The sequence below is a fragment of the Caballeronia sp. LP006 genome, from assembly GCF_031450995.1.
Classification (GTDB): Bacteria; Pseudomonadota; Gammaproteobacteria; order Burkholderiales; family Burkholderiaceae; genus Caballeronia.
This window is the reverse complement of record NZ_JARTVW010000005.1, coordinates 1,133,270-1,156,838: the sequence shown is the minus strand read 5'-3', so window position 1 is coordinate 1,156,838 and position 23,569 is coordinate 1,133,270. Positions and strand designations below refer to the sequence as shown.

General features: G+C 61.3%; 21 protein-coding genes and 1 pseudogene. 16 read left to right on the top strand and 6 right to left on the bottom strand.

Annotated elements, in window-relative coordinates; translation table 11 throughout:
* Window positions 1-21 precede the first annotated feature (21 nt).
* The 6 genes and pseudogenes from P9250_RS22030 to P9250_RS22010 all read left to right on the top strand — a co-directional run bounded on the left by P9250_RS22030 (window position 22) and on the right by P9250_RS22010 (window position 3,558).
* Complete coding sequence (locus P9250_RS22030; protein ID WP_244827304.1) at window positions 22-489, top strand: type II secretion system protein; 468 nt, start codon at window positions 22-24, stop codon at window positions 487-489.
* A gap of 5 nt (window positions 490-494) precedes the next feature.
* Window positions 495-872, top strand: coding sequence for a type II secretion system protein (locus tag P9250_RS22025; RefSeq protein WP_244827303.1), 378 nt, complete (start codon window positions 495-497; stop codon window positions 870-872).
* A complete protein-coding gene (locus tag P9250_RS22020; RefSeq protein WP_250463611.1) occupies window positions 847-1,383 on the top strand; it encodes a type II secretion system protein in 537 nt (178 codons plus the stop codon). The genes P9250_RS22025 and P9250_RS22020 overlap by 26 nt, the downstream gene beginning before the upstream one ends.
* 18 nt (window positions 1,384-1,401) lie before the next feature.
* A pseudogene (locus tag P9250_RS32645) lies at window positions 1,402-1,596 on the top strand (carbohydrate-binding protein); the annotation flags it as partial.
* A 26-nt stretch (window positions 1,597-1,622) separates the two neighbouring features.
* Window positions 1,623-1,961 carry a hypothetical protein gene (locus tag P9250_RS22015; RefSeq protein WP_310395172.1) on the top strand — a complete coding sequence of 113 codons (339 nt, stop codon included), beginning with the start codon at window positions 1,623-1,625 and terminating at the stop codon, window positions 1,959-1,961.
* Entirely contained in the window at window positions 1,951-3,558 is a 1,608-nt protein-coding gene (locus P9250_RS22010; protein ID WP_409014972.1) for a glycoside hydrolase family 19 protein, read from the top strand. Before P9250_RS22015 ends, P9250_RS22010 begins: the two co-directional genes overlap by 11 nt.
* A gap of 97 nt (window positions 3,559-3,655) precedes the next feature.
* Here the strand turns inward: P9250_RS22010 and P9250_RS22005 are convergent, their stop codons facing one another.
* Complete coding sequence (locus P9250_RS22005) at window positions 3,656-4,429, bottom strand: lytic transglycosylase domain-containing protein (protein ID WP_310395169.1); 774 nt, start codon at window positions 4,427-4,429, stop codon at window positions 3,656-3,658.
* A gap of 384 nt (window positions 4,430-4,813) precedes the next feature.
* On the opposite strand from P9250_RS22005, the gene P9250_RS22000 reads away from it, so the two are divergent.
* Complete coding sequence (locus tag P9250_RS22000; RefSeq protein WP_244827299.1) at window positions 4,814-5,674, top strand: 2OG-Fe(II) oxygenase; 861 nt, start codon at window positions 4,814-4,816, stop codon at window positions 5,672-5,674.
* A gap of 70 nt (window positions 5,675-5,744) precedes the next feature.
* Here P9250_RS22000 and P9250_RS21995 read toward each other — a convergent pair whose 3' ends face one another.
* Window positions 5,745-7,217 (bottom strand): lytic polysaccharide monooxygenase, encoded by a 1,473-nt coding sequence (locus tag P9250_RS21995; RefSeq protein WP_310395165.1) that lies wholly within the window; start codon window positions 7,215-7,217, stop codon window positions 5,745-5,747.
* 594 nt (window positions 7,218-7,811) lie between these two features.
* On the opposite strand from P9250_RS21995, the gene P9250_RS21990 reads away from it, so the two are divergent.
* From P9250_RS21990 to P9250_RS21960, 7 genes are all read left to right on the top strand, one after another.
* Complete coding sequence (locus P9250_RS21990) at window positions 7,812-8,741, top strand: bestrophin family ion channel (RefSeq protein WP_310395163.1); 930 nt, start codon at window positions 7,812-7,814, stop codon at window positions 8,739-8,741.
* Between the two features lie 82 nt (window positions 8,742-8,823).
* Window positions 8,824-9,429, top strand: a complete 606-nt coding sequence (gstA, locus tag P9250_RS21985) for a glutathione transferase GstA (RefSeq protein ID WP_250463595.1) — start codon at window positions 8,824-8,826, stop codon at window positions 9,427-9,429.
* Window positions 9,430-9,694: 265 nt separating this feature from the next.
* A complete protein-coding gene (locus P9250_RS21980; RefSeq protein ID WP_244827295.1) occupies window positions 9,695-10,201 on the top strand; it encodes a spore coat U domain-containing protein in 507 nt (168 codons plus the stop codon).
* 257 nt (window positions 10,202-10,458) lie between these two features.
* Window positions 10,459-10,965 carry a spore coat U domain-containing protein gene (locus tag P9250_RS21975; RefSeq protein ID WP_310395161.1) on the top strand — a complete coding sequence of 169 codons (507 nt, stop codon included), beginning with the start codon at window positions 10,459-10,461 and terminating at the stop codon, window positions 10,963-10,965.
* A gap of 91 nt (window positions 10,966-11,056) precedes the next feature.
* A complete protein-coding gene (locus tag P9250_RS21970) occupies window positions 11,057-11,782 on the top strand; it encodes a molecular chaperone (protein WP_250491933.1) in 726 nt (241 codons plus the stop codon).
* Window positions 11,783-11,818: 36 nt separating this feature from the next.
* Window positions 11,819-14,239 (top strand): fimbria/pilus outer membrane usher protein, encoded by a 2,421-nt coding sequence (locus P9250_RS21965; protein ID WP_310395158.1) that lies wholly within the window; start codon window positions 11,819-11,821, stop codon window positions 14,237-14,239.
* A gap of 1 nt (window position 14,240) precedes the next feature.
* Complete coding sequence (locus P9250_RS21960; protein WP_250491931.1) at window positions 14,241-15,215, top strand: spore coat protein U domain-containing protein; 975 nt, start codon at window positions 14,241-14,243, stop codon at window positions 15,213-15,215.
* A 28-nt stretch (window positions 15,216-15,243) separates the two neighbouring features.
* On the opposite strand, the gene P9250_RS21955 is transcribed toward P9250_RS21960, so the two are convergent.
* From P9250_RS21955 to apbC, 4 genes are all read right to left on the bottom strand, one after another.
* Window positions 15,244-17,529, bottom strand: coding sequence for an arginine/lysine/ornithine decarboxylase (locus tag P9250_RS21955; protein WP_244827289.1), 2,286 nt, complete (start codon window positions 17,527-17,529; stop codon window positions 15,244-15,246).
* Between the two features lie 106 nt (window positions 17,530-17,635).
* Window positions 17,636-18,205 (bottom strand): dCTP deaminase, encoded by a 570-nt coding sequence (gene dcd, locus P9250_RS21950; protein ID WP_086972352.1) that lies wholly within the window; start codon window positions 18,203-18,205, stop codon window positions 17,636-17,638.
* Between the two features lie 192 nt (window positions 18,206-18,397).
* Window positions 18,398-18,937, bottom strand: coding sequence for a superoxide dismutase family protein (locus tag P9250_RS21945; protein WP_310395155.1), 540 nt, complete (start codon window positions 18,935-18,937; stop codon window positions 18,398-18,400).
* A gap of 120 nt (window positions 18,938-19,057) precedes the next feature.
* Entirely contained in the window at window positions 19,058-20,146 is a 1,089-nt protein-coding gene (apbC, locus tag P9250_RS21940) for an iron-sulfur cluster carrier protein ApbC (RefSeq protein ID WP_244827287.1), read from the bottom strand.
* Window positions 20,147-20,412: 266 nt separating this feature from the next.
* Here apbC and P9250_RS21935 point away from each other — a divergent pair, with 266 nt between their 5' ends.
* Together P9250_RS21935 and metG are read left to right on the top strand one after the other, a co-directional pair.
* Window positions 20,413-21,069, top strand: coding sequence for an OmpA family protein (locus tag P9250_RS21935; RefSeq protein ID WP_244827286.1), 657 nt, complete (start codon window positions 20,413-20,415; stop codon window positions 21,067-21,069).
* 327 nt (window positions 21,070-21,396) lie between these two features.
* Complete coding sequence (gene metG, locus P9250_RS21930; protein ID WP_310395153.1) at window positions 21,397-23,553, top strand: methionine--tRNA ligase; 2,157 nt, start codon at window positions 21,397-21,399, stop codon at window positions 23,551-23,553.
* Window positions 23,554-23,569 lie beyond the last annotated feature (16 nt).

The following is a 23,569-nucleotide window of genomic DNA, read 5'->3' as shown; positions in this document are numbered from 1 at the left end:
AACGTGCAACCAGCCGCGACCATGGACAAGGGCTTCACGATCATCGAGTTGCTCATCACGCTCGCGATCATCGCGGTGCTGGCGATGGTCGCGGCGCCGCTCGTGCAGGTGACCGCGCAACGCAACCGCGAAGACGAATTGCGGCGCGCCCTATGGAGTATTCGCGATGCCATCGATGCTTACAAAGCCGCCGGCGACGCCGGCAAGTTCGATCGTCCGCTCGGCGAAACGGGCTATCCCGCCAAGCTCGACGTACTGGTGGACGGCGAAGTCGACAAGACCAATCCGACTCACGCGCGCATCTTCTTCCTGCGGCGTGTTCCGCGCGATCCGATGTGCGATTGCCCGAGCCGTTCGGATGAACAGACCTGGGGCAAGCGCGCTTATTCGAGTTCCGCCGATTCACCGAGCGAAGGCAACGACGTCTACGACGTCTACTCGCTTTCGGAAGGAACCGGCCTCAACGGCGTCCCTTACCGCAAGTGGTGAGCGTCATGAACAAACGAATGCTGCGCGCTTTCACGCTAATCGAACTGCTGGTCGTTCTGGCGATCATCGCGACCTTGCTCACGCTCGTCGTGCCGCGCTACTTCGGGCAGGCGGAGAAAGCCAAGGAAACCGTGCTGCAGGAGAATCTCGCCGCCATGCGTGATTCCATCGACCGCTTTCGCGGCGATCAGGGGCGCTATCCGCAATCGCTCAACGAACTGGTCGAGCGCCGCTATCTGCGTGAGGTGCCGATGGACCCGGTCGCGCAAAGCCGCACGACCTGGACGACCGAGCCGCCCAACGACGGCACGCCCGGCGTCTATAACGTGCGCAGCGGCGCAAAAGGCAAGGCAAGGGATGGCACCGACTACGGCAGCTGGTAGCGCGCGCGGGCGGCATTCGGATCGAGCGCGTCGAGCGTTTGCATCGCGCAAGCGGCAGCATGGTTTCGGCATGTTGTGGGCGCTGATGTGCGTGGCGCTCATCGGCATCTATCTGATGCAGATCGGCACCGTATGGAGCACGCAGATTCAGCGCAACCGCGAATTCGAACTGCTGAAAAAGGGCGATGCGATCCGCAACGCGATTCGTGAGTACGTCAAGGCCGACCCTGGCGGCGCTTTTCCGAAGAGCCTCGATGACCTGTTGCGCGACTCGCGCGCGTCCTTCGTGCGCCGATACCTGCGCGATGCATACACCGACCCGATGACCAACGGCGAATGGCAAACGGTGCGCGGCCCCAATGGCGAGTTGTACGGCGTGTACAGCTCATCGAAGCAAACGCCGCTGAAAACGGATGGCTTCTCCGACGAGGACGCGAGCTTCGCGTTGAAGACGAGCTACGAAGACTGGAAGTTCACGAGCTACCCGGAAATGAGCATGAATCGAAGGTAGTTTTCATATCGGGCCGGCATGTGCAGCTGCTGGCCGTCGCGTTCCAAAAGAGGTGCTGATATGTTGACCGTTCGTAGAAAGTTGGCGATGCTTCCAGCCGCGTTGCTATTGCATGCCGGCATCGTGTCCGCGCAGGAAGCATGGCGCGAAGGCGCGACCTATGCGGCTGGCGCCACGGTGACTTATAGCGGTCGCGTTTATCAGGCGCAGCAGGCGCATACGGCGTATCCGGGCGCGGGATGGTTTCCTGCGACTACGCCGACGCTTTGGAAGGATGTGGGGGCGGCGGGGGCTCCTGCTCCTGCTCCTGCTCCTGCTCCTGCTCCTGCTCCTGCGCCAGTTCCGGCTCCTGTGCCTGCGCCAGCTCCAAAGCCATCACCAACACCCGCCCCAACGCCAACGCCAACGCCAACGTCAACGTCAACGCCAACGCCAACGCCAACGCCAACGCCAACGCCAACGCCAACGCCAACGCCAACGCCAACGCCAACGCCAACGCCAACGCCAACTTCATCGTGCTTTGCAGCGTGGTCTGCTACCCAAGCTTATGCAACACCGGGTACGCGCATAACTTATAACGGCCGCAACTATCGAAATAAGTGGTGGACCCAGGGAGACAACCCGGCGCAATCGGGCGCCTATGGTGCGTGGGAAGATCTCGGTGCGTGTTCTGGCGGCTCACCTTCGCCTACGCCTATGCCCGCGCCAACGCCAACGCCAACGCCAACGCCAACGCCTACGCCTACGCCCGCGCCCGCGCCCACACCAACTCCGACGCCAACGCCGACGCCCGCGCCTGTACCAGCGCCGACGCCAACACCCGTACCGACACCAACGCCGGCTCCCGCGCCCGTACCCACGCCAACGCCAACACCAACGCCAACACCGGCGCCGACTCCAATCGCATCCTACAAGCCGAAGATCACCTACATCCCCGAACCCACCGGCTATCCGACCGTCGCCCAGTTCAACGCGACCGAGAAGACACTCGTCGATCAGACCAACGGCCAGATCGGCTTGATCCGCGACGCGCTGCGCGTGCTGCCCGATACCGACGTCGATGCCGTCACGCCCGGACGCGCGGCGAATCCATCGAATGTGAAGCGAGTCGAGTCGATCGTGAGCGAAGCGAAGTTCGACCAGCTCTTCCCGGTGCGCAACATCAAATACTCCTACGTCAGCTTCTTGCGCGGGATCGCCAAGTTTCCGGCGTACTGCGGCGATTACACGGACGGACGCGACGCCGCCGCCATCTGCCGCAAGCTGCTCGCCACGTCCTTCGCGCACTTCGTTCAGGAGACGGGCGCCAACTGGCCGTCACTCACGCCGGCGCAAGTGCGCTCGGGCTATGCGGACCACAACAACGCCGTGCTCGCAAAAATGCCGCAAGACACGGCCATCCCGTTCTGGCAGCAGGCTTTATGGTTCCTTCGCGAGTCGGGCTACGAGGAAGGCTCGGCCGTTGGTGCGTATCAACAATGCGCGCCGGGCTCGCATGCGACCAACTGGATCTTCTTTCCGTGCGCGAAGAACGCGGCAGGCAAGTACCTCGACTACTTCGGGCGCGGCGCCAAGCAATTATCCTGGAACTACAACTTCGGCCCGTTCTCGCAGGCGCTATACGGCGACCCCAACGTGCTGCTCGACGACCCCGGCCGCGTCGCGGATACATGGCTGAACTTCGCCTCTGCGGTATGGTTCGCCGTGACCCCGCAGACGCCCAAGCCGCCGATGACCTGGGCGATCGACGGCACCTGGAAGCCTAATAGCGTCGACGTCGGCAACAACATGAAGCCTGGCTTCGGCGCGACGATCTACATCATCAACGGTGGCATAGAGTGCGGTCAGGGCGGCGCGGAACGCTCGCAAGTCACCAATCGCATCAACGCGTACAAGGAGTTCGCGCGCGAACTCGGCGTCACCATTCCCGCCGACGAACCGCTAGGCTGCGCGAACATGCGCGGCTTCACGGAAGGCTCGGCCGCGGCAATCAAGGCGTATCTGGACAAGGACTATGCGTGGGCCAACGGCAAGCCCGTCACGGGATGCAAGCTCGTCGATTATCAGATGCCGTTCTCGCTTCTCACGCCCGGCGACTACAAGGCCTGCACCGACTACTTCTTCCGCGGCAAGGTTCAATACAACGGGCAGATCGTGATAGACAACACGCAATAGCAACGTCCACGGGCACGCGTTCAACGGTTCGTTCTGGTTGAACGCGCGGCCTGCGAACGACGGCATCGTACGTCCGATTCCGAAGACCGTGCCATCTTCATTTGCCGCTCTTGTAACGCTCTGTTAACGCCTTGACGCGCGAGACGTAGATTTTCGTCTCGCTGTAGGGCGGCACGCCGTTGTATTTGTCGACGCTCGATTCGCCGCTGTTATAAGCCGCCAACATGAGATCGACGTTGCCGTTGAAGCGCGTTTGCAGCCACGCCAGATAACTCACGCCACCGCGAATATTCTGCGCGGCATCGAAGGGATCGTTGACGTTGAAGCGCAGCGCCGTCGCGGGCATGAGTTGCATGAGCCCTTGTGCGCCCGCGCGTGATATCGCGTTCGTGCGGTACGCCGATTCCGCATGAATCACGGCACGAACCAATGCGCTATCGACGCCGAAGGTCGAAGCAGCCGCATCGATTTCACGTTGATATGAACGCAAGTCGAGCTTCAAGGCGGGGATGCCGATGTTCTCTTCGGGCGCGCACAAACTGCACGTCTCCATGAAGTGCAATTTGATGACTTCGACGTTTTGCGCCACGCCCAGCGGCATCTTCGTGAGGTAATGCCTGACGCCGTCTTCCACGTAGGTATAGACAGGCGTGACGGCTTCGCGCCTTGCAAGACTTGCACGACGCGGTAACGCCACGCTCGATGCCAGCGCGCCCTGATCGCCCGATGCGGCGGCACGGGCTGGCGCAACGCTCGACGCCACCGGCGGATAGGCGGCTTGCCAGATCAGATTCACGCGACTGCATTTCGCGTTGTCGAGATTCTCGCTCGCATAGCGGACGGAATTATCCGCGGCCTCGCATCTCAACATGGAAACTGCGTTCGCCTGCCTCGTCGACATCACGAGCGCGCAGGCCAGCAGCGTCGATATGGAATGACGCGTGCCGGCTCTCAAGACGAGCGCTACAGTTGAACGTGCGGACATTCAACAAGGATAGTGTGCTTCGGGCCTTCCGCCACGCTTAATCGACGAACCGAGCCGACGAACCAAACCGCCATGCAGTCAGCGTTTCGATTCATTGGCCGATTCACTTCTTTAGCACGATCTTCAATGGCGGATTGTCCAAGGATGCCGTTGTTTTACGCCAGCATTTGTGCTTCCATGAAAGCTGATTTCCCCAGCGTTCAACCGAGCGTCGGTTTGTCACGCACCGCTCGGGACGAATCGAAACTCTCGCTTTTTGATGACGCCACGATGAGCACGAACCCGCGCTTCGACGCTACATGGAAGAACTGGCTCGACGAGAATATCCGCCGTGGCTGCACGCATCAATCGCTCATCGACGCAATGGTCGCCAGCGCGTTCCATCCGAACGCCGCGCGCTCCATCATCGCGCGTCACATTGCAGGCGATACGTCGGATGACGGCGATGATCCGCCCGGCGTGTATCGATACGGCAAGCCCATGCTTCCCGACGGTCGCGTGCTGAGCGCGAGCGATTGCGAAGCGCTAAAGGTATTCACATGCGAGACGCCGGTAGTCGCGTTGTTGGCCGACGTCTTGACCGATGACGAATGCGCGAGGTTGATCGATATCGGCCGCGCGCGCGTGCAGCAGTCATCGGTCGTCGATCCCGACTCGGGCAACGAGATCACTATCGAGGAACGCAAGAGCGAAGGCGCGTTCGTCAACGCATCGACCGATGCACTCGTCACCAGGGTCGATCGCAGGCTCGCCGAACTCGTGCGGCAACCGATCGAGAACGGCGAGGACCTGCATATTCTGCGCTACGGCATAGGTGGCGAATATCGTCCGCATTTCGACTACTTTCCCGAAGAGCAAGCCGGCAGCCGGCACCACATGCTGCGCGGCGGACAGCGTATTGCAACCGTCATCCTCTATCTCAACGAAGTCGAACGAGGCGGCGATACCACCTTTCCGGACGTCGGCTTGCGCATTCATCCGCGTCGCGGCAGCGCGTTGTACTTCGAGTATGTCAATGACCTCGGTCAAACCGACGCGCGCACGCTACATGCCGGAACGCCTGTCGAAAAAGGCGAGAAGTGGATTGCCACCAAGTGGATTCGTCAGGGCAGGTTTCGCGCCGAAGCCTGACGCATTCAGATGAGCGATCCACGCCGCGTGTGCGCCGGAACATTCGCTCCGGCGCGACACGCTGGCACTGCTACTTGCACGCTCCTACTTTTTCCCATGCACCGTCGGAGTTGGTTGCCGGGTCGACGCCCGAACTCCACCACTTGTTGCGATAGTTCATGCCGCTCACGCTGACACTCGTTCCGGCTGTCGAGTAAGTCTTGCTCGAACTCCAGGCCGGCGCGCATGTCAACGCGGTCTGTCCGGAGCACGTCCCCATGTCCTGCCACGACTTGCCGTTACCCGCGTTGCGCGATGGCTGATCGGAGTTCTCCCAGCGCGCGCTGTAGTTGTGCCCGCTATCCGATACCGTTTCCTTCGCCTTATAGAGCGTGCCGGCTTGCCAGGCAACCGAGCACGTCGATCCGCCCGCGCTTGGCGACGGGGCAGGGGTTGGCGTCGGGCTCGGCGTCGGTGTTGGCGTGGGCGTCGGCGCCGGGGCCGGCGTGGGAGTCGGTGTCGGAGCGGGAGTGGGCGTGGGCGTTGGCGTCGGGGCCGGCGTGGGAGTCGGTGTCGGAGCGGGCGTGGGCGTCGGCGACGGCGCAGGCGTTGGCGCGGGCGCTCCGGTGTAGTCCATCGCGAAGTTGTAGTCTTGCGCGCTATCGACGTAGATGCGGTTCGCCGACATGACCTTCTGCGGCACGATGTTCCCGCTGTTATCAACGAGACCGAGATGCACGCGCCCGGAGTCCGTGTTGATCTTCGTGGCCATTGCATACACCCAGTCGGCCGCGGCGGTCGTTTGCTGCGTCACTGTGTAACTGAGCGATTCGAGATCGTGACCGTCGTTATCGAATACTCGCAAGGTGATCTTCGTGCCGACCGGCTGATCCACCGCGGTGGTCGGGATTGGACGAACTTCGCGCCAGCTCGTTTTAGTCGAGTTGATGACCACGTCCATACACGCATAGAACGCTTCCGCGCTATCGTTGCGTTGCCAGATCGCATAAAGGATGCGCTTGCCTGTCTTGCCTGCGGGCAATTTGCATTTCAACTTGTAGCGACCGTTGTCGAGCGTGACGCTGGTTATCTCGCAGAACGGCTTGCTGTCGAGATCGGACCATTTCAACGGTTGATTGAAGTCGTAACCATCCGCCGACATGAAGATCTGGAAGTAGCGCGTCACGTGCGGCGCCGTCGCGTTCCAGACGAACTCGTAGTTGCCGCTCAGGTCGGGCGAGATCGTCGTCGTGGGCCAGTCGTTGCGACCCAGATCCAGACCGTAATAGTTCGACTTGTTGGCGCTGCACAGATGCCCGTCGGGTACGAACGATTTGTGATCGCCATTGGGAAGCTGGTTGACGCCCGCCCAGTCATAAAGAAACGCTGGCCCGGCGACGGCCACCGCAGCCTTGCACGCCGCGGACGTCGGACTTTCCGGCCCTTCCTTGTAGCAGGCGTAGACCCGGCTGATCGGCGTTTCCATCGTGCCGTGACTCCACGCAAGGCATGGAACGGCCAGCGGTACCAGCATTGCCAAAACCTTCTTCTTGTGACGCAACATGAGAGACACTCCTACGCTCGTTCAATAGCCAGCGTCCGCTTTGTGTACGACGAGCCGAATTGCCTCGATAAAGATTCGAAACACGTCGGCAAGCGGACTCATTTTCAGAACGTCGAGTCACTCAGTGCCTCATTCAATTTCGAACGGCATTGGTGCCCGAGCTTGTTGTTTGCTTCTCCTCGATCGGCTATGCAAGATCACGCGTATCGATACGTGCGCACTCCCGGCATAGAAGAAATGAAACAGGCAACTGGAGAGGGGTCTGGTATCGCGGATTCACACGGACTGTTTTCGCATCTGGCTTCGACGCATGTTTCGCTTACGCCATCTGAAATAGTTCGCTTTACTAACTTAAACGGAATCTACTTGCCCTTCGTTTGGGTTTTATTCTAGACGCTTCAAACGATATGCGGTAGCACACGCGGACCGACATCCCGGATGTTGTCAGCGTAGCCGATGTTCGCCATCAGGACGCGCATACACCGCAGTGCGCGTGTCGTTTCGCTGCCGCTTTCTACGGCCCGCTTATCATGCTGATTGTTTCTGCATCAATCGACAACGACAGCGACCACGCTTCGCACAAGGTAGTCATTTATGATCATTCGCCCAAAACTGAACTGGTTCCGGTTGCTGTTCGTCTGGCGCGGCTCCGTGCTGCCCCAACTGCTGCCGAGGCTCGCGCTCATCTTCGTGCTGTCGATCTCGGCGATGTTCATGCACGATCACATTCGCAACTATCCGGTGAACCTGGGCACGCCGCCGTTTGCGCTCGTGGGCATCGCGCTGGCCGTGTTTCTCGGCTTTCGTAACAGCGCCAGCTACGAGCGCTGGTGGGAAGGCCGAAAACTGTGGGGCGAACTCTTCATCACGGCGCGCTCGCTCGCACGCCAGATTCTGTCGATGCCCAATTCGCTCGATCCTCTACAAAAGCGGCACTTCCTCGCGGCAATCGGCGGCTTTGCACATGCGTTGCGGCATCAGTTGCGCGGCACCGATGCGCTCGCCGATCTCGCATCACGGCTGACGCCCGAATTGCACGCTCGCGTCTCGACCGCGCAATTCAAGCCGGGCATCATCCTGCTATGGTTCGGCGAATGGCTCGCACAACGCCAGCGTGACGGCACGATCGACGGCTACGCGCTCATCGCGATCGACCGTAACCTCAACGCGCTGTCGGACGTCATCGGCGGCTGCGAACGGCTCGCGAACACACCTCTGCCTTTCTCCTATTCGGTGATGATTCACCGCACCATCTATCTGTTTTGCGTGCTGCTGCCATTCGGTCTCGTCGATGGTGCCGGTATGCTCACGCCACTGTTCGCGCTGCTCGTCGCCTATGCGTTCATGGCGCTCGAGGCAATCGCCGCACAGATCGAAGATCCGTTCGGCCTCGAAGAAAACGACCTCGCCCTGAACGCAATGTGCAATACGCTCGAAGCCGTTCTGCACGACATGTCGGCCGATCCCGCCTTCGAACGCGCGCCCAAGGCTTCTTCTTCGTCGCGGCTCTACATACTGGATTGAGACACTTAATTTCATTGTCGATCGTGCCTGGCGCAAGCGCTCTCCTTCATAATCTTTCGAGCCTTATTTGTGGAGATTCGCTTTGAAACTGTTCTACAAAGCCGGGGCCTGCTCGTTGGCCTCGCATATCGCGCTCGTTGAATCCGGCCTTCCGTTCGATATCGAAGCGGTCGATCTGAAGGCGAAAGTCACCGCCAGCGGCGCGGATTTCACGAAGATCAATGCAAAGGGTTATGTTCCCGCACTCGTCCTCGACAATGGCGATGTGCTGACCGAAGGTCCCGCGATCATGCAATACATCGCCGACCAGGCGCCCGCAAAGCACCTCGCGCCGCTGAACGACGCCATGGCGCGTTATCGTCTGCAAGGCTGGCTGACGTTCATCGGCACCGAGTTGCACAAGAACTTCTCTCCGTTCTTCAATCCGTCCGCAAGCAGCGACTGGAAAGCGGCGGCAATGAGCAATCTCGAACGCCGCCTCGCCTACACCGCGCAACAACTCGAAGACAAGCCGTACTTGCTTGGCGACGAATTCAGCATTGGCGACGCCTATCTGTTCACGGTGCTCGGTTGGGCCAAGTTCATCGATCTGGATCTCGGCAAGTGGCCGGTGCTCGTGGCGTATCGGTCGCGCGTGGGTGAGCGCGCCGGCGTGCAGGCGGCGCTGAAGGCCGAAGGGTTGATCTGAGCGCACCGCGCGGCCTGATCGCAGCAGACAGCGGCCTCCTTCGGGAGGCCGTTTCTATATCTGACGGCGCAGCGCTTCTATCTTAATAAAGCCGCAGCCTTTGATGCAGCAAGGGAAACGCAGCATAACGCTATCTCAATTGAGATTCGTCTCATTCAGTCTTAAAGCGCTCGCCTCTATGATTCATACATGTCGCGGCGATGCAGAAAAACGCAGCGCCGAATCAAAAGCTTCCCGCTTAAATTTGTACTGGAGAGTCTCAAGCATGCGTAACCTGATCAAGAATGTCGCCATCATCGCTATCGTTGCAAGCACCGTTGCCGTCGCTACGCCCAGCGCCTTCGCCGGCAGCAAGACCGCAACGTTCGACGTGACGCTCAACATTCAAGACGATTGCTCGATCTCGGCGAACCCCTTGAACTTCGGCGACACCGGCGCGCTTACCGACAACGTCGATCAGTCCAGCAACCTCGCCGTGACCTGCACCACGGGCACGCCTTACAACGTCGCGCTCGATGCCGGCACGGCAACCGGTTCGCAAGTCGCGACACGCAAGCTCGCCAATGCCGGCGGCACCGCGACGGTCGACTTCAACCTGTATCGCGATGCAGCCCGCACGCAGCTCTGGGGCCAGACGACCGGCACCGACACGACAGCGGGCGTAGGTAATGGCAAAAGTCAGAGTCTCGTCGTGTACGGCCGCGTACCGTCGCAAACCACACCGGCCGCAGGCACTTATAGCTCGACTGTCACCGCAACGGTCGTGTTCTGAAGCGAGTAGATAAGCAGACGGAACGGCCTCCTTCGGGAGGCCGTTTTTGCATCTGACGGCGCAGCAAATTTATTCCGATAAAGCCGCGTCTCCTGATGCAGTAAGGGAAAGGCAGCACAACGCTATCTCAAATGAGATTCGTCTCATTCAGTCTTAAAGCGCCCGTCCCTATGATTCATACATGTCGCGGCGATGCAGAAAAACGCAGCGCCGAATCGAAAGCTTCCCGCTTAAATTCGTACCGGAGAGTCTCAAGCATGCGTAACCTGATCAAGAATGTCGCCATCATTGCTATCGTTGCAAGCACCGTTGCCGTCGCCACGCCCAGCGCCTTCGCCGGCAGCAAGACCGCGACGTTCGACGTGACGCTCAACGTTCAAGACGATTGCTCGATCTCGGCGAATCCCTTGAATTTCGGCGACACCGGCGCGCTTACCGACAACGTCGATCAGTCCAGCAACCTCGCGGTGACTTGCACGTCCGGAACGCCCTACAACGTCGCGCTCGATGCCGGCACGGCAGCCGGTTCGCTCATCGCAAAGCGCAAGCTCGCCAACGCCACCGGCGACGCCTCGGTCAATTTCAACCTGTATCGCGATGCAGCCCGCACCAAGCTCTGGGGCCAGCAGACCGGCATCGACACGGCTTCGGGTGTAGGTAATGGCGACAGTCAGAGCCTCGTCGTGTACGGCCGCGTACCGTCGCAAACCACACCGGCCGCAGGCACCTATAGCTCGACTGTTACCGCCACGGTCGTGTTCTGAGGCAACTCGCTTCGCTTCATGTGCAAAGCTTGCCAGAGCTCGAATAAAGCTATATCACTGGCATCGTCGGAAGTAATTCGGGAGACCGACGATGCCACGCTTTACACAACCAGCATGGGCAGCCTTTCTGCTTTTGGAATGCGCTGCCTCGCTCGCCGCGTCATTGCAGATATCTCCGGTTTCAATCCAGCTCGCTGGCCCGGAAAACGGCAAGGTCGTCACGTTACGCAACGATGGCGATGAACCGATTCACGCTCAGGTGCGAACCTTCGTCTGGGATCAGTCCGACGAAGAAGACAAACTCACGCCTACCCGCGATCTGATCGCCAGTCCGCCTATCGCCGAAGTGCCCGCCGGCGGTCAGCAAGTCATCCGCGTCATTCGAGCCAACGCCGCACCCGTTGCACAGGAACGCGCATACCGCCTGATCATCGACGAGTTGCCGCCCGACGGCGGCGACAAGCAATCGGCGGTTCAGTTTCGCTTTCGATATTCCGTACCCCTATTCATTTCGCCGCGCGGTGAGGCGAGCACGCCGAAGCTGCAATGGTCCGTCGTCGAAAGAAACGGCAAGGCGTATCTGCGAGTGCAAAACGATGGCGACATTCACGCGCAACTGAGCACCGTTTCACTCAAGACATCGGACAAGGATGTGCGCGTGTCCGGCGGTTTGCTCGGCTACGTGCTGCCAGGCCGGGTGCGCTCATGGATACTCCCCGACGCGGCCAGCGCCATGCGCGGCAAGACGGGCGAAGTCAGCGCCACGGTGAACGGCGCCAGCATGAACGGATCGTTGAGCAATCCGGCCGCGCCCTGATCGTTCGGGGTTGCCACGGGAACGGCGTGCATCGTCATGGATGGATCGACTCGCCCAAGGCTCGTGACGCGCGGTGTTCCTCTCCTGATTTCACTGGGCGTGTTTTCCCAAGCGGCTGTTGCTCAAGTCGATATCACCGGCGGCTCGCCCAGCCAGGTTCCGAATATCGCGGGCTCGCCGCGCACCGCCTCGCTCGACATGCAATCGCAAGAAACGCAGTCGCTCGTGCTCGAGATCGTCGTCAACGGCACGAACCTGGGCGAGCCGTCCAACTTCGAGTTGCGTCACGGCCAGCTCTATGCCGAGCGCGCCACGCTCGAGAATGCGGCCATCCGGGTCGACGACTTACATGCCGATGCAGACGGATGGATCGCCGTTTCATCGATTCCAGGCGTGCGCGCCACTTATTCCTCCGCGCGTCAGCAGGCGCTTCTTGACGTCGACCGGTCGCGTCAGATCGCGCAGCGCCTCGGCAACCGGCTTCCGGTTACACCGAAGGCAACGCCCGGCACCGGCTTCGCGCTCAACTACGACGTGACGTACACGCGCCAACTGGGCGAAATGGCGGCCGGTCAGTTCGGCGTCTGGAACGAACAGCGGCTCTTCAGTCCGGCGGGCGTATTCGACAACACCGGCACTTACCTCAACGGCGCCGGAACCAACGGCTACACGCGGCTGGACACGAACTGGGTCTATTCGAATCCGGCCAAACTCATGACGATGACGTTCGGCGACGCCATCTCCGGCTCGCTCGCGTGGACGCGCTCGGTGCGATTCGGCGGCTTCCAGATACAGCGCGATTTCAGCCTGCGCCCGGATCTCGTGACGTTTCCCCTGCCGATGTTCAGCGGATCGGCCGCGGTGCCCTCGGCCGTCGACTTGTATATCAACGGTCTGCGCCAGTACAACGGCAACGTCGCGCCGGGTCCGTTCCAGATCGCGCAGGCGCCCAGTCTGACAGGCGCGGGCACGGCGCAAGTGGTCGTGACCGATGCGCTCGGCCGTCGCGTCACGACGAGCGTGCCGCTTTATATCGACACACATCTGCTGTCAAAAGGCCTGTCGAGCTATTCGGCGGAATTCGGCTTTCTGCGCGACGATTACACGCTGCGCTCCTGGTCGTACGAGGCATCGCCCGTCTTCAGCGGCACGGCCGCGTATGGCATCACCGACTGGCTCACACTGCAAGCCCACGCGGAAGGCGGGCAAGGTTTAAGCAACGCCGGCACGGGCGCGATCGTGCGCGCAGGCCAATTCGGCGTCTTCAATGCGGCGGCCGCGGGCAGCAAGCTGAATGGCGCGACCGGCGCGCTTTTCAGTCTTGGCTACCAGTACATCAGTCCTGCGGCTTCGCTGACGCTGCAGACCACGCACGCGACCAACAACTATCGCGATATCGCGGCCCTCGACGGCACCTCGGTGTTTCAGCATATTTACCAGGCGACCGTATCGGTCGCGTTGATGCGGTCGCAATCGGCGACAGTGAGCTACGTCGATTCCGAAGACACGTTCTCGGGACACGCGCGCGTCGTCACGCTTGCGTACAACGCGCAGATCGGCAGCCGCTGGTCGCTTTTCGCAAGCACGTATCGCGACTTTCTGCAGCGCGGAGTATGGGGCGGTTCGATTGGCATAACCATCGCGCTCGGCGGCAATACGTCGGTCAGCACGACGGTGGCGCAGTCGGGTGGACACACGACCGCCGACGTCACCGCATCGCGTCCCGCCGACTACGGTGGCGGCTGGGGCTGGTCGGTTCAAGGCGGCGCCGGTGCCGATTATCGTCATGCCTTCGCCGGAACGACTTATCGCTCGAAGTTCGGCGATTTCGAAGCGACCGCGCAGCGCTTCAACGGCACGACGGCGCTCAGCACGGACATGGCGGGCGGCATCGCGATCATGGACGGCGCCATCTTGCCGACGCGCACGGTCACCGACGCGTTCGCGCTCGTTTCGACCGATGGCGTCCCCAATGTTCCTGTCACGCAGGAGAACCGCTTTGTCGGCGTGACGAACTCGAAGGGCTATCTGCTCGTGCCGAATCTGACTTCCTATCAGCGCAATCAACTGACGATCGACCCGCTCGCGCTGCCGCCAGACGCATCCATCGACAGAACGAAACTGGACATCGCGCCGCAGCGGCGCTCGGGTGCGCTCGCGCACTTCGGCATGTCGCGCTATCAGGGCGCGTCGGTGAGTTTCGTCGATACCACGGGCGCGCCCTTGCCCGCCGGCGCCGTGGCGACGCTCACGAGTACGGGCGAAGCGGCGATCGTCGGCTACGACGGCGTTGCATTTTTCCGCCGTCTCGATTCAGACAACCACGTGACGATTCACGAGGCAAAAGGCGACTGTTCAGCCGTTTTCAGGCTCGACCCGCCGAAGGCTGGAGACCTGCCACAGCTCGGGCCGATCACCTGCCAGCCGGACAAGGGCAAGAGCCAAAAGGAGAAATGACATGCACGCACCCCTTCGCCGCACGCACGGCTCGTTTCGTCCCGTCAGATACGCGCTCGTGTTTCTCGTGCTCTGCGCGCTCTCCGGCGCGGCGCGCTCGCAAACCTGCACGTTTTCGGTGGGCTATACGGATTTCGGCTCCATCGATGTGACGGACACCGAGCCCGCCGATATCGTCGGCGGCATTCACATTTTGTGCAGCGGCTATTCGACGGCGATGGTTCGCATGTGCCTGAACATCGGCCACACCGACTCGCGCACGCTCATTGGCCCAAGCGGCGCAACATTGAACTACAACCTCTACGTCGATCCGGACCATCAAGGTGTGTGGGGATCGGTCACGGCGCCCGACACCGTGCCGCTGACGCTCGATCTTCCCGTTCATCCGGGCGGCAAGGTCTGGGAACACGAGCCGTTCTATGGACGCATTCCGCCTAACCAGCCCGTACCGAACGGCACGTACACCATGCCGTTCAGCGCCTCGGACACCTACTTCGTCTATGTGGGATACACCGGCACGCCACCCGATTGCAAGACGGCGACGGCGCCCTACACGAGCGGTCCGTTCACGGTTACGGCGACGGTCGGCCCGACTTGCACGATAGACGCGTCGCCCCTCGTCTTTCGGGAGGCGAGCCTGCTCGATCAACCGATCGAGGCGACGAGTTCGTTGCGGGTGACGTGCGTCTCGGGCATGCCCTTTTCGGTGGCGCTGGACCGCGGCATGACGCCCGGCGCGACGACCACCAACCGCAAGCTCGCTCGCCAGGGTGGGACAGAGACCATCGACTATCAGCTATACATCGACCCGACACACAAGGTGCCTTGGGCCGATGGCACGAATGGCACGACGATGGCCTTCAATACCGGAACCGGCCAGCCGCAAACGCTCGTGGTCTATGGCCAGGTCCCGGCGCAGGAATCGAAACCGCCGGGAAGGTATCGCGACACCATCATGGCGCTGATCGTCTTCTAGCAACGATCAGCGCGCAGCCGGGCGCAACTCAGTCGCGCACGCAATCGACGAAGTATTCGATACGCCCGTTGATCACCTCGCCCACGAGCCCGTGGATGTCGGTATGGAAGCCTGGGAAGCGTTCGTTGAATTCGCGCGCGAAACGCAGGTAATCGACGATCGTGCGATTGAAGCGCTCGCCCGGAATCAGCAACGGAATGCCCGGCGGATACGGCGTGAGCAGAATGCTCGTCACGCGCCCTTCGAGTTCGTCGATAGGCACGCGGTCGATTTCGCGGTGCGCGAGCTTGGCGAACGCTTCGGACGGCTTCATGGCCGGCTCCATGCTCGACAGATACATCTCGGTAGTCAGACGCGCGATGTCGTTCGCGCGATAAACACTGTGAATCTGCTCGCACAGATCGCGCAGGCCGATGCGCTCATACGATGGATGCTGTGCGATGAATTCCGGCAGCACGCGCCATAGCGGCTGGTTGTTGTCGTAGTCGTCCTTGAACTGCTGGAGTTCGGTGACCATCGAGTTCCAGCGGCCCTTCGTGATGCCGATGGTAAACATGATGAAGAACGAGTAGAGCCCGGTCTTCTCCACGATAATGCCGTGCTCGGCCAGATAGCGCGTGACGATGCCGGCCGGAATGCCCGTGTCGCCGAAGCTGCCGTCCACGTCGAGTCCCGGCGTGATGATGGTCGCCTTGATCGGGTCGAGCATGTTGAAGTTTTCCGCGAGCGCGCCGAAGCCGTGCCAGCGGTCGTTCGGCTTCAGCATCCAGTCTTCGCGGTCGCCTATACCCTCTTCGGCCAGCGCCTCCGGGCCCCAGACCTTGAAGAACCAGTCGTCGCCGTATTCGTCGTCGACCTTGCGCATGGCGCGGCGGAAATCGAGCGCTTCCGCAATCGATTCCTCGACGAGCGCCGTGCCGCCCGGCGCTTCCATCATCGCCGCGGCCACGTCGCATGACGCGATGATCGCGTATTGCGGGCTCGTCGACGTATGCATGAGGTACGCCTCGTTGAAACGATGCCGGTCGAAGGTGCTGTTCTCGCTGTCCTGCACGAGAATCTGCGACGCCTGCGAGATGCCCGCGAGCAGCTTGTGCGTGGAGTGCGTGGCGAACACGAGCGCGCCGGTACGCGGCCGGCCCGCGCCGATTGCGTGCATGTCCTGATAGAACGAATGGAACTCGGCGTGCGGCAGCCAGGCTTCGTCGAAGTGCAGCGTATCGAGCAGGTCGCCGAGCAGGTCCTTGATCATCTCGACGTTGTAGATCACGCCGTCATACGTGCTTTGCGTGATCGTCAGAATGCGCGGCTTGATCTTCGGGTTCTTCGCGAGCGCCTCGCGCGCGAACGGATTCGCCTCGATCTTCTTGCGAATGTTTTCGGGCTTGAACTCGTCGCGCGGAATCGGTCCGATGATGCCGAACTGGTTGCGCGTCGGCGTGAGGAACACGGGGATCGCGCCCGTCATGGTGATGGCATGCAGGATCGACTTGTGACAGTTGCGGTCCACGAGCACGATATCGCCCGGCGCCACGGTCGCGTGCCACACGATCTTGTTCGAGGTGGACGTGCCGTTGGTCACGAAGAAGAGATGATCCGCGCTGAAGATGCGCGCCGCGTTACGCTCGGACGCCGCGACCGGCCCGGTGTGATCGAGCAACTGGCCGAGTTCCTCGACGGCATTGCAGACGTCCGCGCGCAACATGTTCTCGCCGAAGAACTGGTGGAACATCTGTCCGAGTGGATTTTTCAGGAACGCGACGCCGCCCGAGTGTCCCGGACAATGCCACGAATACGAACCTTCTTCTGCGTACTGCACCAGTTCCTTGAAGAACGGCGGCGCGAGCGAATCCAGATACACCTTGGCTTCGCGAATGACGTGCCGTGCAACGAACTCCGGCGTGTCCTCGAACATGTGGATGAAGCCGTGCAGCTCGCGCAGGATGTCGTTCGGCAAGTGGCGCGAGGTGCGCGTCTCGCCGTACAGGAAGATCGGGATGTCCGCGTTGCGGCGGCGCACGGCGTTGATGAACGCGCGCAACGCGACGATAGCCGAAGCCAGTTCCGGCGTGTCGCCTTCCACGACGACGTTATCGGCATATGGCAGGAGTTCGTCGTCGTCGATCGACAGAATGAAGCACGACGCGCGGCTCGACTGCTGCGCGAAGGCCGCGAGGTCGCCGTAGCTCGTCAGGCCGAGCACTTCGGCGCCTTCGCGCTCGATCGCTTCGGCAAGCGCGCGAATGCCGGAACCCGAGATATTCTCGGAGCGAAAGTCTTCGTCGATGATGACGACGGGAAAGCGGAACTTCATCGTGCGAATCTCCAAATGGAACGACCGCTGCCCGAGACTGGAAGCTCGACGACAGCGGTCTTTCGACAAGCGTATGCGGTGTGCGTTTCTTTGAGAAGCGAAGGAATCAGGTTTTCGGCAGGGTAACGCCGTGCTGCCCCTGATACTTGCCGCCGCGATCCGCATACGACGTCTCGCAAATCTCGTCGCTTTCGAAAAACAGAACCTGCGCGACGCCTTCGTTCGCGTAGATTTTGGCAGGCAAAGGTGTCGTATTCGAGAATTCGAGCGTGACGTAGCCTTCCCATTCCGGCTCGAACGGCGTCACGTTCACGATGATCCCGCAACGCGCGTAGGTGGACTTGCCGAGACACACGGTCAGGCACGAGCGCGGAATACGGAAATATTCGACCGTGCGGGCAAGCGCGAAGGAATTCGGCGGGATGATGCAGACATCGCCCTTGAAGTCGACGAACGATTTCTCGTCGAAGTTTTTCGGATCGACGATGGTGGAATTGATGTTCGTGAAGATCTTGAATTCGTCGGCCACGCGGATGTCGTAGCCGTAGCTCGACGTTCCGTACGACACGATCTTGCGGCCGTCTTCGGTCACGCGCACCTGATCGCGCACGAACGGCTCGATCATCTTGTGCTCTTCGGCCATGCGCCGGATCCACTTGTCGGACTTGATGCTCATAGGGACGCTACCCAGCGTTGCGGCTCGCGGTCATGCGACCGGACGCCTGCGGTGAAACGGGGCATGGCGGCAGCGATTTTGTCGCGCGCTGCGGCCAAACGGAAAGCGCGTATTTTACGCGAACGACGCGTCGTATCGGCGACGCTCGACCGTGATCGACCATTCGAATGATACTCGCGGCGTCTTCATCGATCAGCGCCGGATGACGCCGCATGCGAGCGCCGGTCCCACGTTGTGCGGACTGGCGGCGTAGGGATCGGTGGCTTCGCGATGCAGCACGATCGCGCGCGAGATGACCGAGCGCACGCCGTCGAGCGACACGTCCGTCGCCACGAAAAAGCCCGTGGCCGATCCGGTGGAATCTGCGTGAATGTTGCCGAGTTCGCCTTCGAGACGCGCGGTGGCGCGCTTGCGCTCCGCCGGCAGCGCGAAGACCGGGCTTGCGTCCTGATCGTCCATGGCGATGCAGTCGCCGCGCTCGTGAACCTGCAGCGCGTGATCGCTGTCGGGCGGCATGTCGATCAGGCTATACGACACCTGAACGCCGTCCGCGCGCTCGATCAGCGTGATGGTGCCGCGCGCCGCGTTGCCAGGCGTCGGCTGAAGCATCGCGTCGGCGCGTTTCTCGTGATTCTGGAAGATGATGCCGCAGCCGCTCACGAGAACACTACAGGCGACGAGCGCCGAAGCAAGTCCGGCGTGCGCCGCCCTTCCGTCGAATCTATGTCTCATGCGATCCTCTCGGCGGCCCGCCGACACCCGGTGCATCCGCGCGGCCGCCCATAGCAGGCGACATGATACCGCGAGCCGCACCGCACAAGGCTTCGGCGAAACGCGTCCAAGCGCGCCACATCAAGTGTTCTGCACGACGATGCTCGGAAACTTCGACGTCATGTCGCGCTGACGATCGGCAATGGCAATCGCCACGCGCCGCGCAATCGCGCGATACGTCTCGGCAATCCGGCTTTCCGGCTGCGAAACGACTGTCGGCTGACCGGCATCGGTGCGTTCTCGAATCGCGATATCGAGCGGCAACTGGCCGAGAATCTCGACGCCGTATTCCTTCGCCATGCGCTCGCCGCCGCCCGCGCCGAAGATATGCTCCTCGTGCCCGCAATTCGAGCAGATATGCGTGCTCATGTTTTCGACGATACCGAGAATGGGAATGCCGACCTTCTCGAACATCTTGAGGCCCTTCTTGGCGTCGAGCAGCGCGATGTCCTGCGGCGTGGTGACGATCACCGCGCCCGTCACCGGCACTTTCTGCGAGAGCGTCAACTGAATGTCGCCCGTGCCCGGCGGCATGTCGACGACGAGATAATCCAGGTCTTTCCAGTTGGTCTGACGCAGCAGTTGTTCGAGCGCGGAGGTGACCATCGGGCCGCGCCAGACCATCGGGTTGTCCTGCTCGATCAGAAAGCCGATGGAATTCGCCTGAATGCCATGACCGATCAGCGGATTCATCGACTGGTTGTCGGGCGACTCGGGCCGGCCGGAGATGCCGAGCATCATCGGCAAGGACGGGCCGTAGATGTCCGCGTCGAGCATGCCGACATTGGCGCCTTCCGCCGCCAGTGCGAGCGCGAGGTTCGCGGCTGTCGTGCTCTTGCCGACGCCGCCCTTGCCCGACGCCACCGCGATAATGTTCTTGACGTTCGGCAGCAGCTTTACGCCGCGCTGTACCGCGTGCGCGACGACTTGCGAGGACACATCGACGACGACGTCTTCCACGCCGGGAACCGCACGCAACGCATCCTCGACCAGTTTGGCTGTGGCCGCGAACTGCGTACGCGCCGGATAACCCAGTACGACGCTCACCGAGACCGTGCCGTTTTGTAGCGAAACGTTGCGGATACTTTTGGTATCGACGAACTTGCGGCTGGTGTTCGGATCGGTCAGTGTGGCTAGTGCGGCGTCGATCTTCGCGCGGTCGATACTCATTGCAACTCCATGGAATGGTTTGTGCTGATGCGACGGCGCATTGCAACAAACTGAGGAAAGTGAAAGTAATTGTTAGAGCCGTTGCGCCGCGTCCCCGCGCATTGCACTATTGCGCGCGGTAATTGTTTCCGGGATGCATCGCCACTGGCGACTGACGCGCTCTCATTTCTCATAATTGTAGAGGTTCGTCCGGACGCACGTCCGAAGACCCTTACGTACTGTCGGCGCGGCGCGCCGAATCGCTCGTTGATTCAAGGAGATCAAACATGAAGTTGAAGTTGATGACCCGTTTGTCGGTTTTCGTCGTTGCTGGCGCACTGGTCGCGGGCTGCGCGACGGAGCAGGGTAACAATGCGGCGGTCGGCACGGGCGTCGGCGCCGCGACCGGCGCTGGCCTCGGTGCGATTTTCGGCGGCGGCAAGGGCGCGGCAATCGGCGCGGCTGCAGGCGCGGCTGTCGGCGGCGTGACCGGCTATAACTGGCAAGCCATTCGCAACAAGATTTCCGGCGACTCGAAGGGCACCGGCACGCAGGTGACCGAGCAGCAAGACGGATCGCTCAAGGTTAACATCCCGAACTCGATTTCTTTCGACACCAACAGCTACGCGATCAAGCCGACGTTCGATCCGGTTCTGAACTCCGTCACGCAAACGTTGCAGCAGCATCCGGAGTTGATCGCCAACGTGATCGGCCATACGGATAACACCGGCACGGCGGCTTACAACCAGACGCTGTCGCAGAATCGCGCGCAAAGCGTGGCTTCCTATATCGCCACGCACGGTGTCGCCGGTCAGCGTCTCTCGTCGCAGGGCATGGGACAGAACCAGCCGATCGCCGACAACTCGACCGAAGCAGGCCGCGCGCAAAATCGTCGCGTGGAAATTTACCTGCGCGCGACGGCACAGCCGGGCCAAGTGCAATAAATTTCTGATTTATAAGGAGAATCGGCAGATGCCGGCGCAGCGTGGCAAAGCGCGCGAAGCCGCCTGAAAAAAATTTGAAACTTGGGCGCACGGCGCGTGTCTGTCTTTACGGTAGGCGCGCGGCGAGGCCGCCACCTGCCATTCTCCTCTTGTCGTTGTTGCTCCGGGGCCCGGTTTTGGACCCCGGTTTTTTTTGGTGCGATGGTTTTCGGCTGCCGCGCCCAAGTCTCCCCGCCTCTCCGTCTTCCTTCCCCTCCCTGCTAAAATCGAAAATCGCTTTTTTTGCGTTCTTCGATCAACTTCTGCATTTCCTCCGGGCCGCGCCTTATGTCAGCACCGATTCCAGCCATCGCCACCGCCGCGCCCGCCGTCAAGAACGGCGCTCGCCAGATCCTCGTCACGTCCGCGTTGCCGTATGCGAACGGTCAGATTCATATCGGCCATATGGTCGAATACATTCAGACGGACATCTGGGTTCGGACGCTGCGCATGCATGGCCACGAGGTCTACTACGTCGGCGCCGACGATACCCACGGCACGCCCATCATGCTGCGCGCCGAAAAAGAAGGCATCACGCCGAAAGCGCTGATCGAACGCGTTTGGAAAGAGCACAAGCGCGACTTCGACAGCTTCGGCATTTCCTTCGACAACTATTATTCGACCGATGCCGAGGAAAACCGCGTCCTTTGCAACACCATCTACGCCGCGCTCCAGGAAGCGGGATTGATCGACGCGCGCGACATCGAGCAGGCCTACGATCCGGTCAAGGAAATGTTCCTGCCGGACCGCTTCATCAAGGGCCAGTGCCCGAAGTGCGGCGCGAAGGACCAGTACGGCGACAATTGCGAGGTTTGCGGCTCGACTTATCAGCCCACCGAACTCATCAACCCGTATTCGGTGGTGTCGGGTGCGACGCCCATCCGCAAGATTTCCACGCATTATTTCTTCCGCCTGTCGGACCCGCGTTGCGAAGACTTTCTGCGCGGCTGGGTCGGCGGACTCGCGCAGCCCGAAGCCACGAACAAGATGCGCGAATGGCTCGGCGACAAGGGCGAGGCCAAGCTCGCCGACTGGGACATCTCGCGCGACGCGCCCTACTTCGGCTTTGAAATCCCCGGTGCGCCGGGCAAGTACTTCTACGTCTGGGTCGACGCCCCGGTCGGCTATTACGCGAGCTTCAAGAATCTCGCGGACCGTATCGGCCTGGATTTCGATGAATGGGTGAAGCCCGGTTCGAAGACCGAGCAGTACCACTTCATCGGCAAGGACATTCTGTATTTCCACACACTCTTCTGGCCCGCGATGCTCGAATACTCCGGTCATCGCACGCCGACGAACGTGTTCGCGCACGGCTTTCTGACCGTCGACGGCGCGAAGATGTCGAAGTCGCGTGGCACGTTCATCACGGCGCAAAGCGTGATCGATACCGGCATCAATCCGGAATGGCTGCGCTACTACTTCGCGGCCAAGCTGAACAGCACGATGGAAGACATCGACCTCAACCTGGAAGACTTCCAGGCGCGCGTGAACAGCGATCTCGTCGGCAAATACGTGAATATCGCGAGCCGCGCGGCGGGCTTTCTTCTGAAGCGCTTCGACGGCCGCGTGCAGGACAGCGCGATGCAGCATCCGCTGCTTGCGCAACTGCGCGCCGCGATTCCGCAGATTGCCGGCTTCTACGAGTCGCGCGAATACGGCCGCGCGCTGCGCACGACCATGGATCTCGCCGATACCGTCAACGGCTACGTCGATACCGCGAAGCCCTGGGAACAGGCGAAGGACCCGGCCAACTCGGTCGCGTTGCACGAGACTTGCAGCGTGAGTCTGGAGGCGTTCCGCCTGTTGTCGCTTGCGCTGAAGCCGGTGTTGCCGAAGCTGATCGAAGCGGTCGAGGCGTTCCTCGGCATCGCGCCGCTCGTCTGGGCGGATGCGGACATGCCGCTGTCGTCGGCCAATGCCGTGAACGCGTACAAGCATCTGACCACGCGCGTCGACCCGAAGCAGATCGAGGCCTTGCTCGCGGCGAATCGCGAGTCGTTGCAGGCGGCGCCGGAAGCGGCCGCTGCTTCTGCCGCTGCTACAAGTGCGAGTGCGGCTAAGAGCGCGGCGCCCGCCAAGAAGCAAGCGAACGAAGAGACGCCAGGCGTCATCTCCATCGACGACTTCTCGAAAATCGATCTGCGTATCGCGAAGATCGTCGATTGCAAAACGGTCGAAGGCTCCGACAAGCTCTTGCAACTGACGCTCGATATCGGCGAAGAGAAAACGCGCAATGTGTTCTCGGGTATTCGTTCGGCTTATCAGCCGCAGGATCTGATCGGCAAGCTGACCGTGATGGTCGCCAATCTCGCGCCGCGCAAGATGAAGTTCGGCCTGTCGGAAGGCATGGTGCTGGCGGCGTCCGCCGCCGACGAGAAGAAGGAGCCGGGGCTCTATATTCTCGAACCGCATGGCGGGGCCACGCCGGGAATGCGGGTGCGCTGAACGACAACCGCGACGC

Excerpts from the sequence above, each read along its gene's own strand:
- P9250_RS21975 (WP_310395161.1), top strand. The coding sequence starts at position 10,459 with ATGCGTAACCTGATCAAGAATGTCGCCATCATTGCTATCGTTGCAAGC.
- P9250_RS22005 (WP_310395169.1), bottom strand. The coding sequence starts at position 4,429 with ATGTTGAGATGCGAGGCCGCGGATAATTCCGTCCGCTATGCGAGCGAG.
- apbC (WP_244827287.1), bottom strand. The coding sequence starts at position 20,146 with ATGAGTATCGACCGCGCGAAGATCGACGCCGCACTAGCCACACTGACC.
- P9250_RS21990 (WP_310395163.1), top strand. The coding sequence starts at position 7,812 with ATGATCATTCGCCCAAAACTGAACTGGTTCCGGTTGCTGTTCGTCTGG.
- P9250_RS21955 (WP_244827289.1), bottom strand. The coding sequence starts at position 17,529 with ATGAAGTTCCGCTTTCCCGTCGTCATCATCGACGAAGACTTTCGCTCC.
- P9250_RS21995 (WP_310395165.1), bottom strand. The coding sequence starts at position 7,217 with ATGTTGCGTCACAAGAAGAAGGTTTTGGCAATGCTGGTACCGCTGGCC.
- P9250_RS22020 (WP_250463611.1), top strand. The coding sequence starts at position 847 with ATGGCACCGACTACGGCAGCTGGTAGCGCGCGCGGGCGGCATTCGGAT.
- P9250_RS21980 (WP_244827295.1), top strand. The coding sequence starts at position 9,695 with ATGCGTAACCTGATCAAGAATGTCGCCATCATCGCTATCGTTGCAAGC.
- P9250_RS21945 (WP_310395155.1), bottom strand. The coding sequence starts at position 18,937 with ATGAGACATAGATTCGACGGAAGGGCGGCGCACGCCGGACTTGCTTCG.
- P9250_RS21960 (WP_250491931.1), top strand. The coding sequence starts at position 14,241 with ATGCACGCACCCCTTCGCCGCACGCACGGCTCGTTTCGTCCCGTCAGA.
- P9250_RS21935 (WP_244827286.1), top strand. The coding sequence starts at position 20,413 with ATGAAGTTGAAGTTGATGACCCGTTTGTCGGTTTTCGTCGTTGCTGGC.
- P9250_RS22025 (WP_244827303.1), top strand. The coding sequence starts at position 495 with ATGAACAAACGAATGCTGCGCGCTTTCACGCTAATCGAACTGCTGGTC.
- P9250_RS22015 (WP_310395172.1), top strand. The coding sequence starts at position 1,623 with ATGGTTTCCTGCGACTACGCCGACGCTTTGGAAGGATGTGGGGGCGGC.
- P9250_RS21965 (WP_310395158.1), top strand. The coding sequence starts at position 11,819 with ATGGATGGATCGACTCGCCCAAGGCTCGTGACGCGCGGTGTTCCTCTC.
- P9250_RS22030 (WP_244827304.1), top strand. The coding sequence starts at position 22 with ATGGACAAGGGCTTCACGATCATCGAGTTGCTCATCACGCTCGCGATC.
- P9250_RS22000 (WP_244827299.1), top strand. The coding sequence starts at position 4,814 with ATGAGCACGAACCCGCGCTTCGACGCTACATGGAAGAACTGGCTCGAC.
- dcd (WP_086972352.1), bottom strand. The coding sequence starts at position 18,205 with ATGAGCATCAAGTCCGACAAGTGGATCCGGCGCATGGCCGAAGAGCAC.
- P9250_RS21970 (WP_250491933.1), top strand. The coding sequence starts at position 11,057 with ATGCCACGCTTTACACAACCAGCATGGGCAGCCTTTCTGCTTTTGGAA.
- metG (WP_310395153.1), top strand. The coding sequence starts at position 21,397 with ATGTCAGCACCGATTCCAGCCATCGCCACCGCCGCGCCCGCCGTCAAG.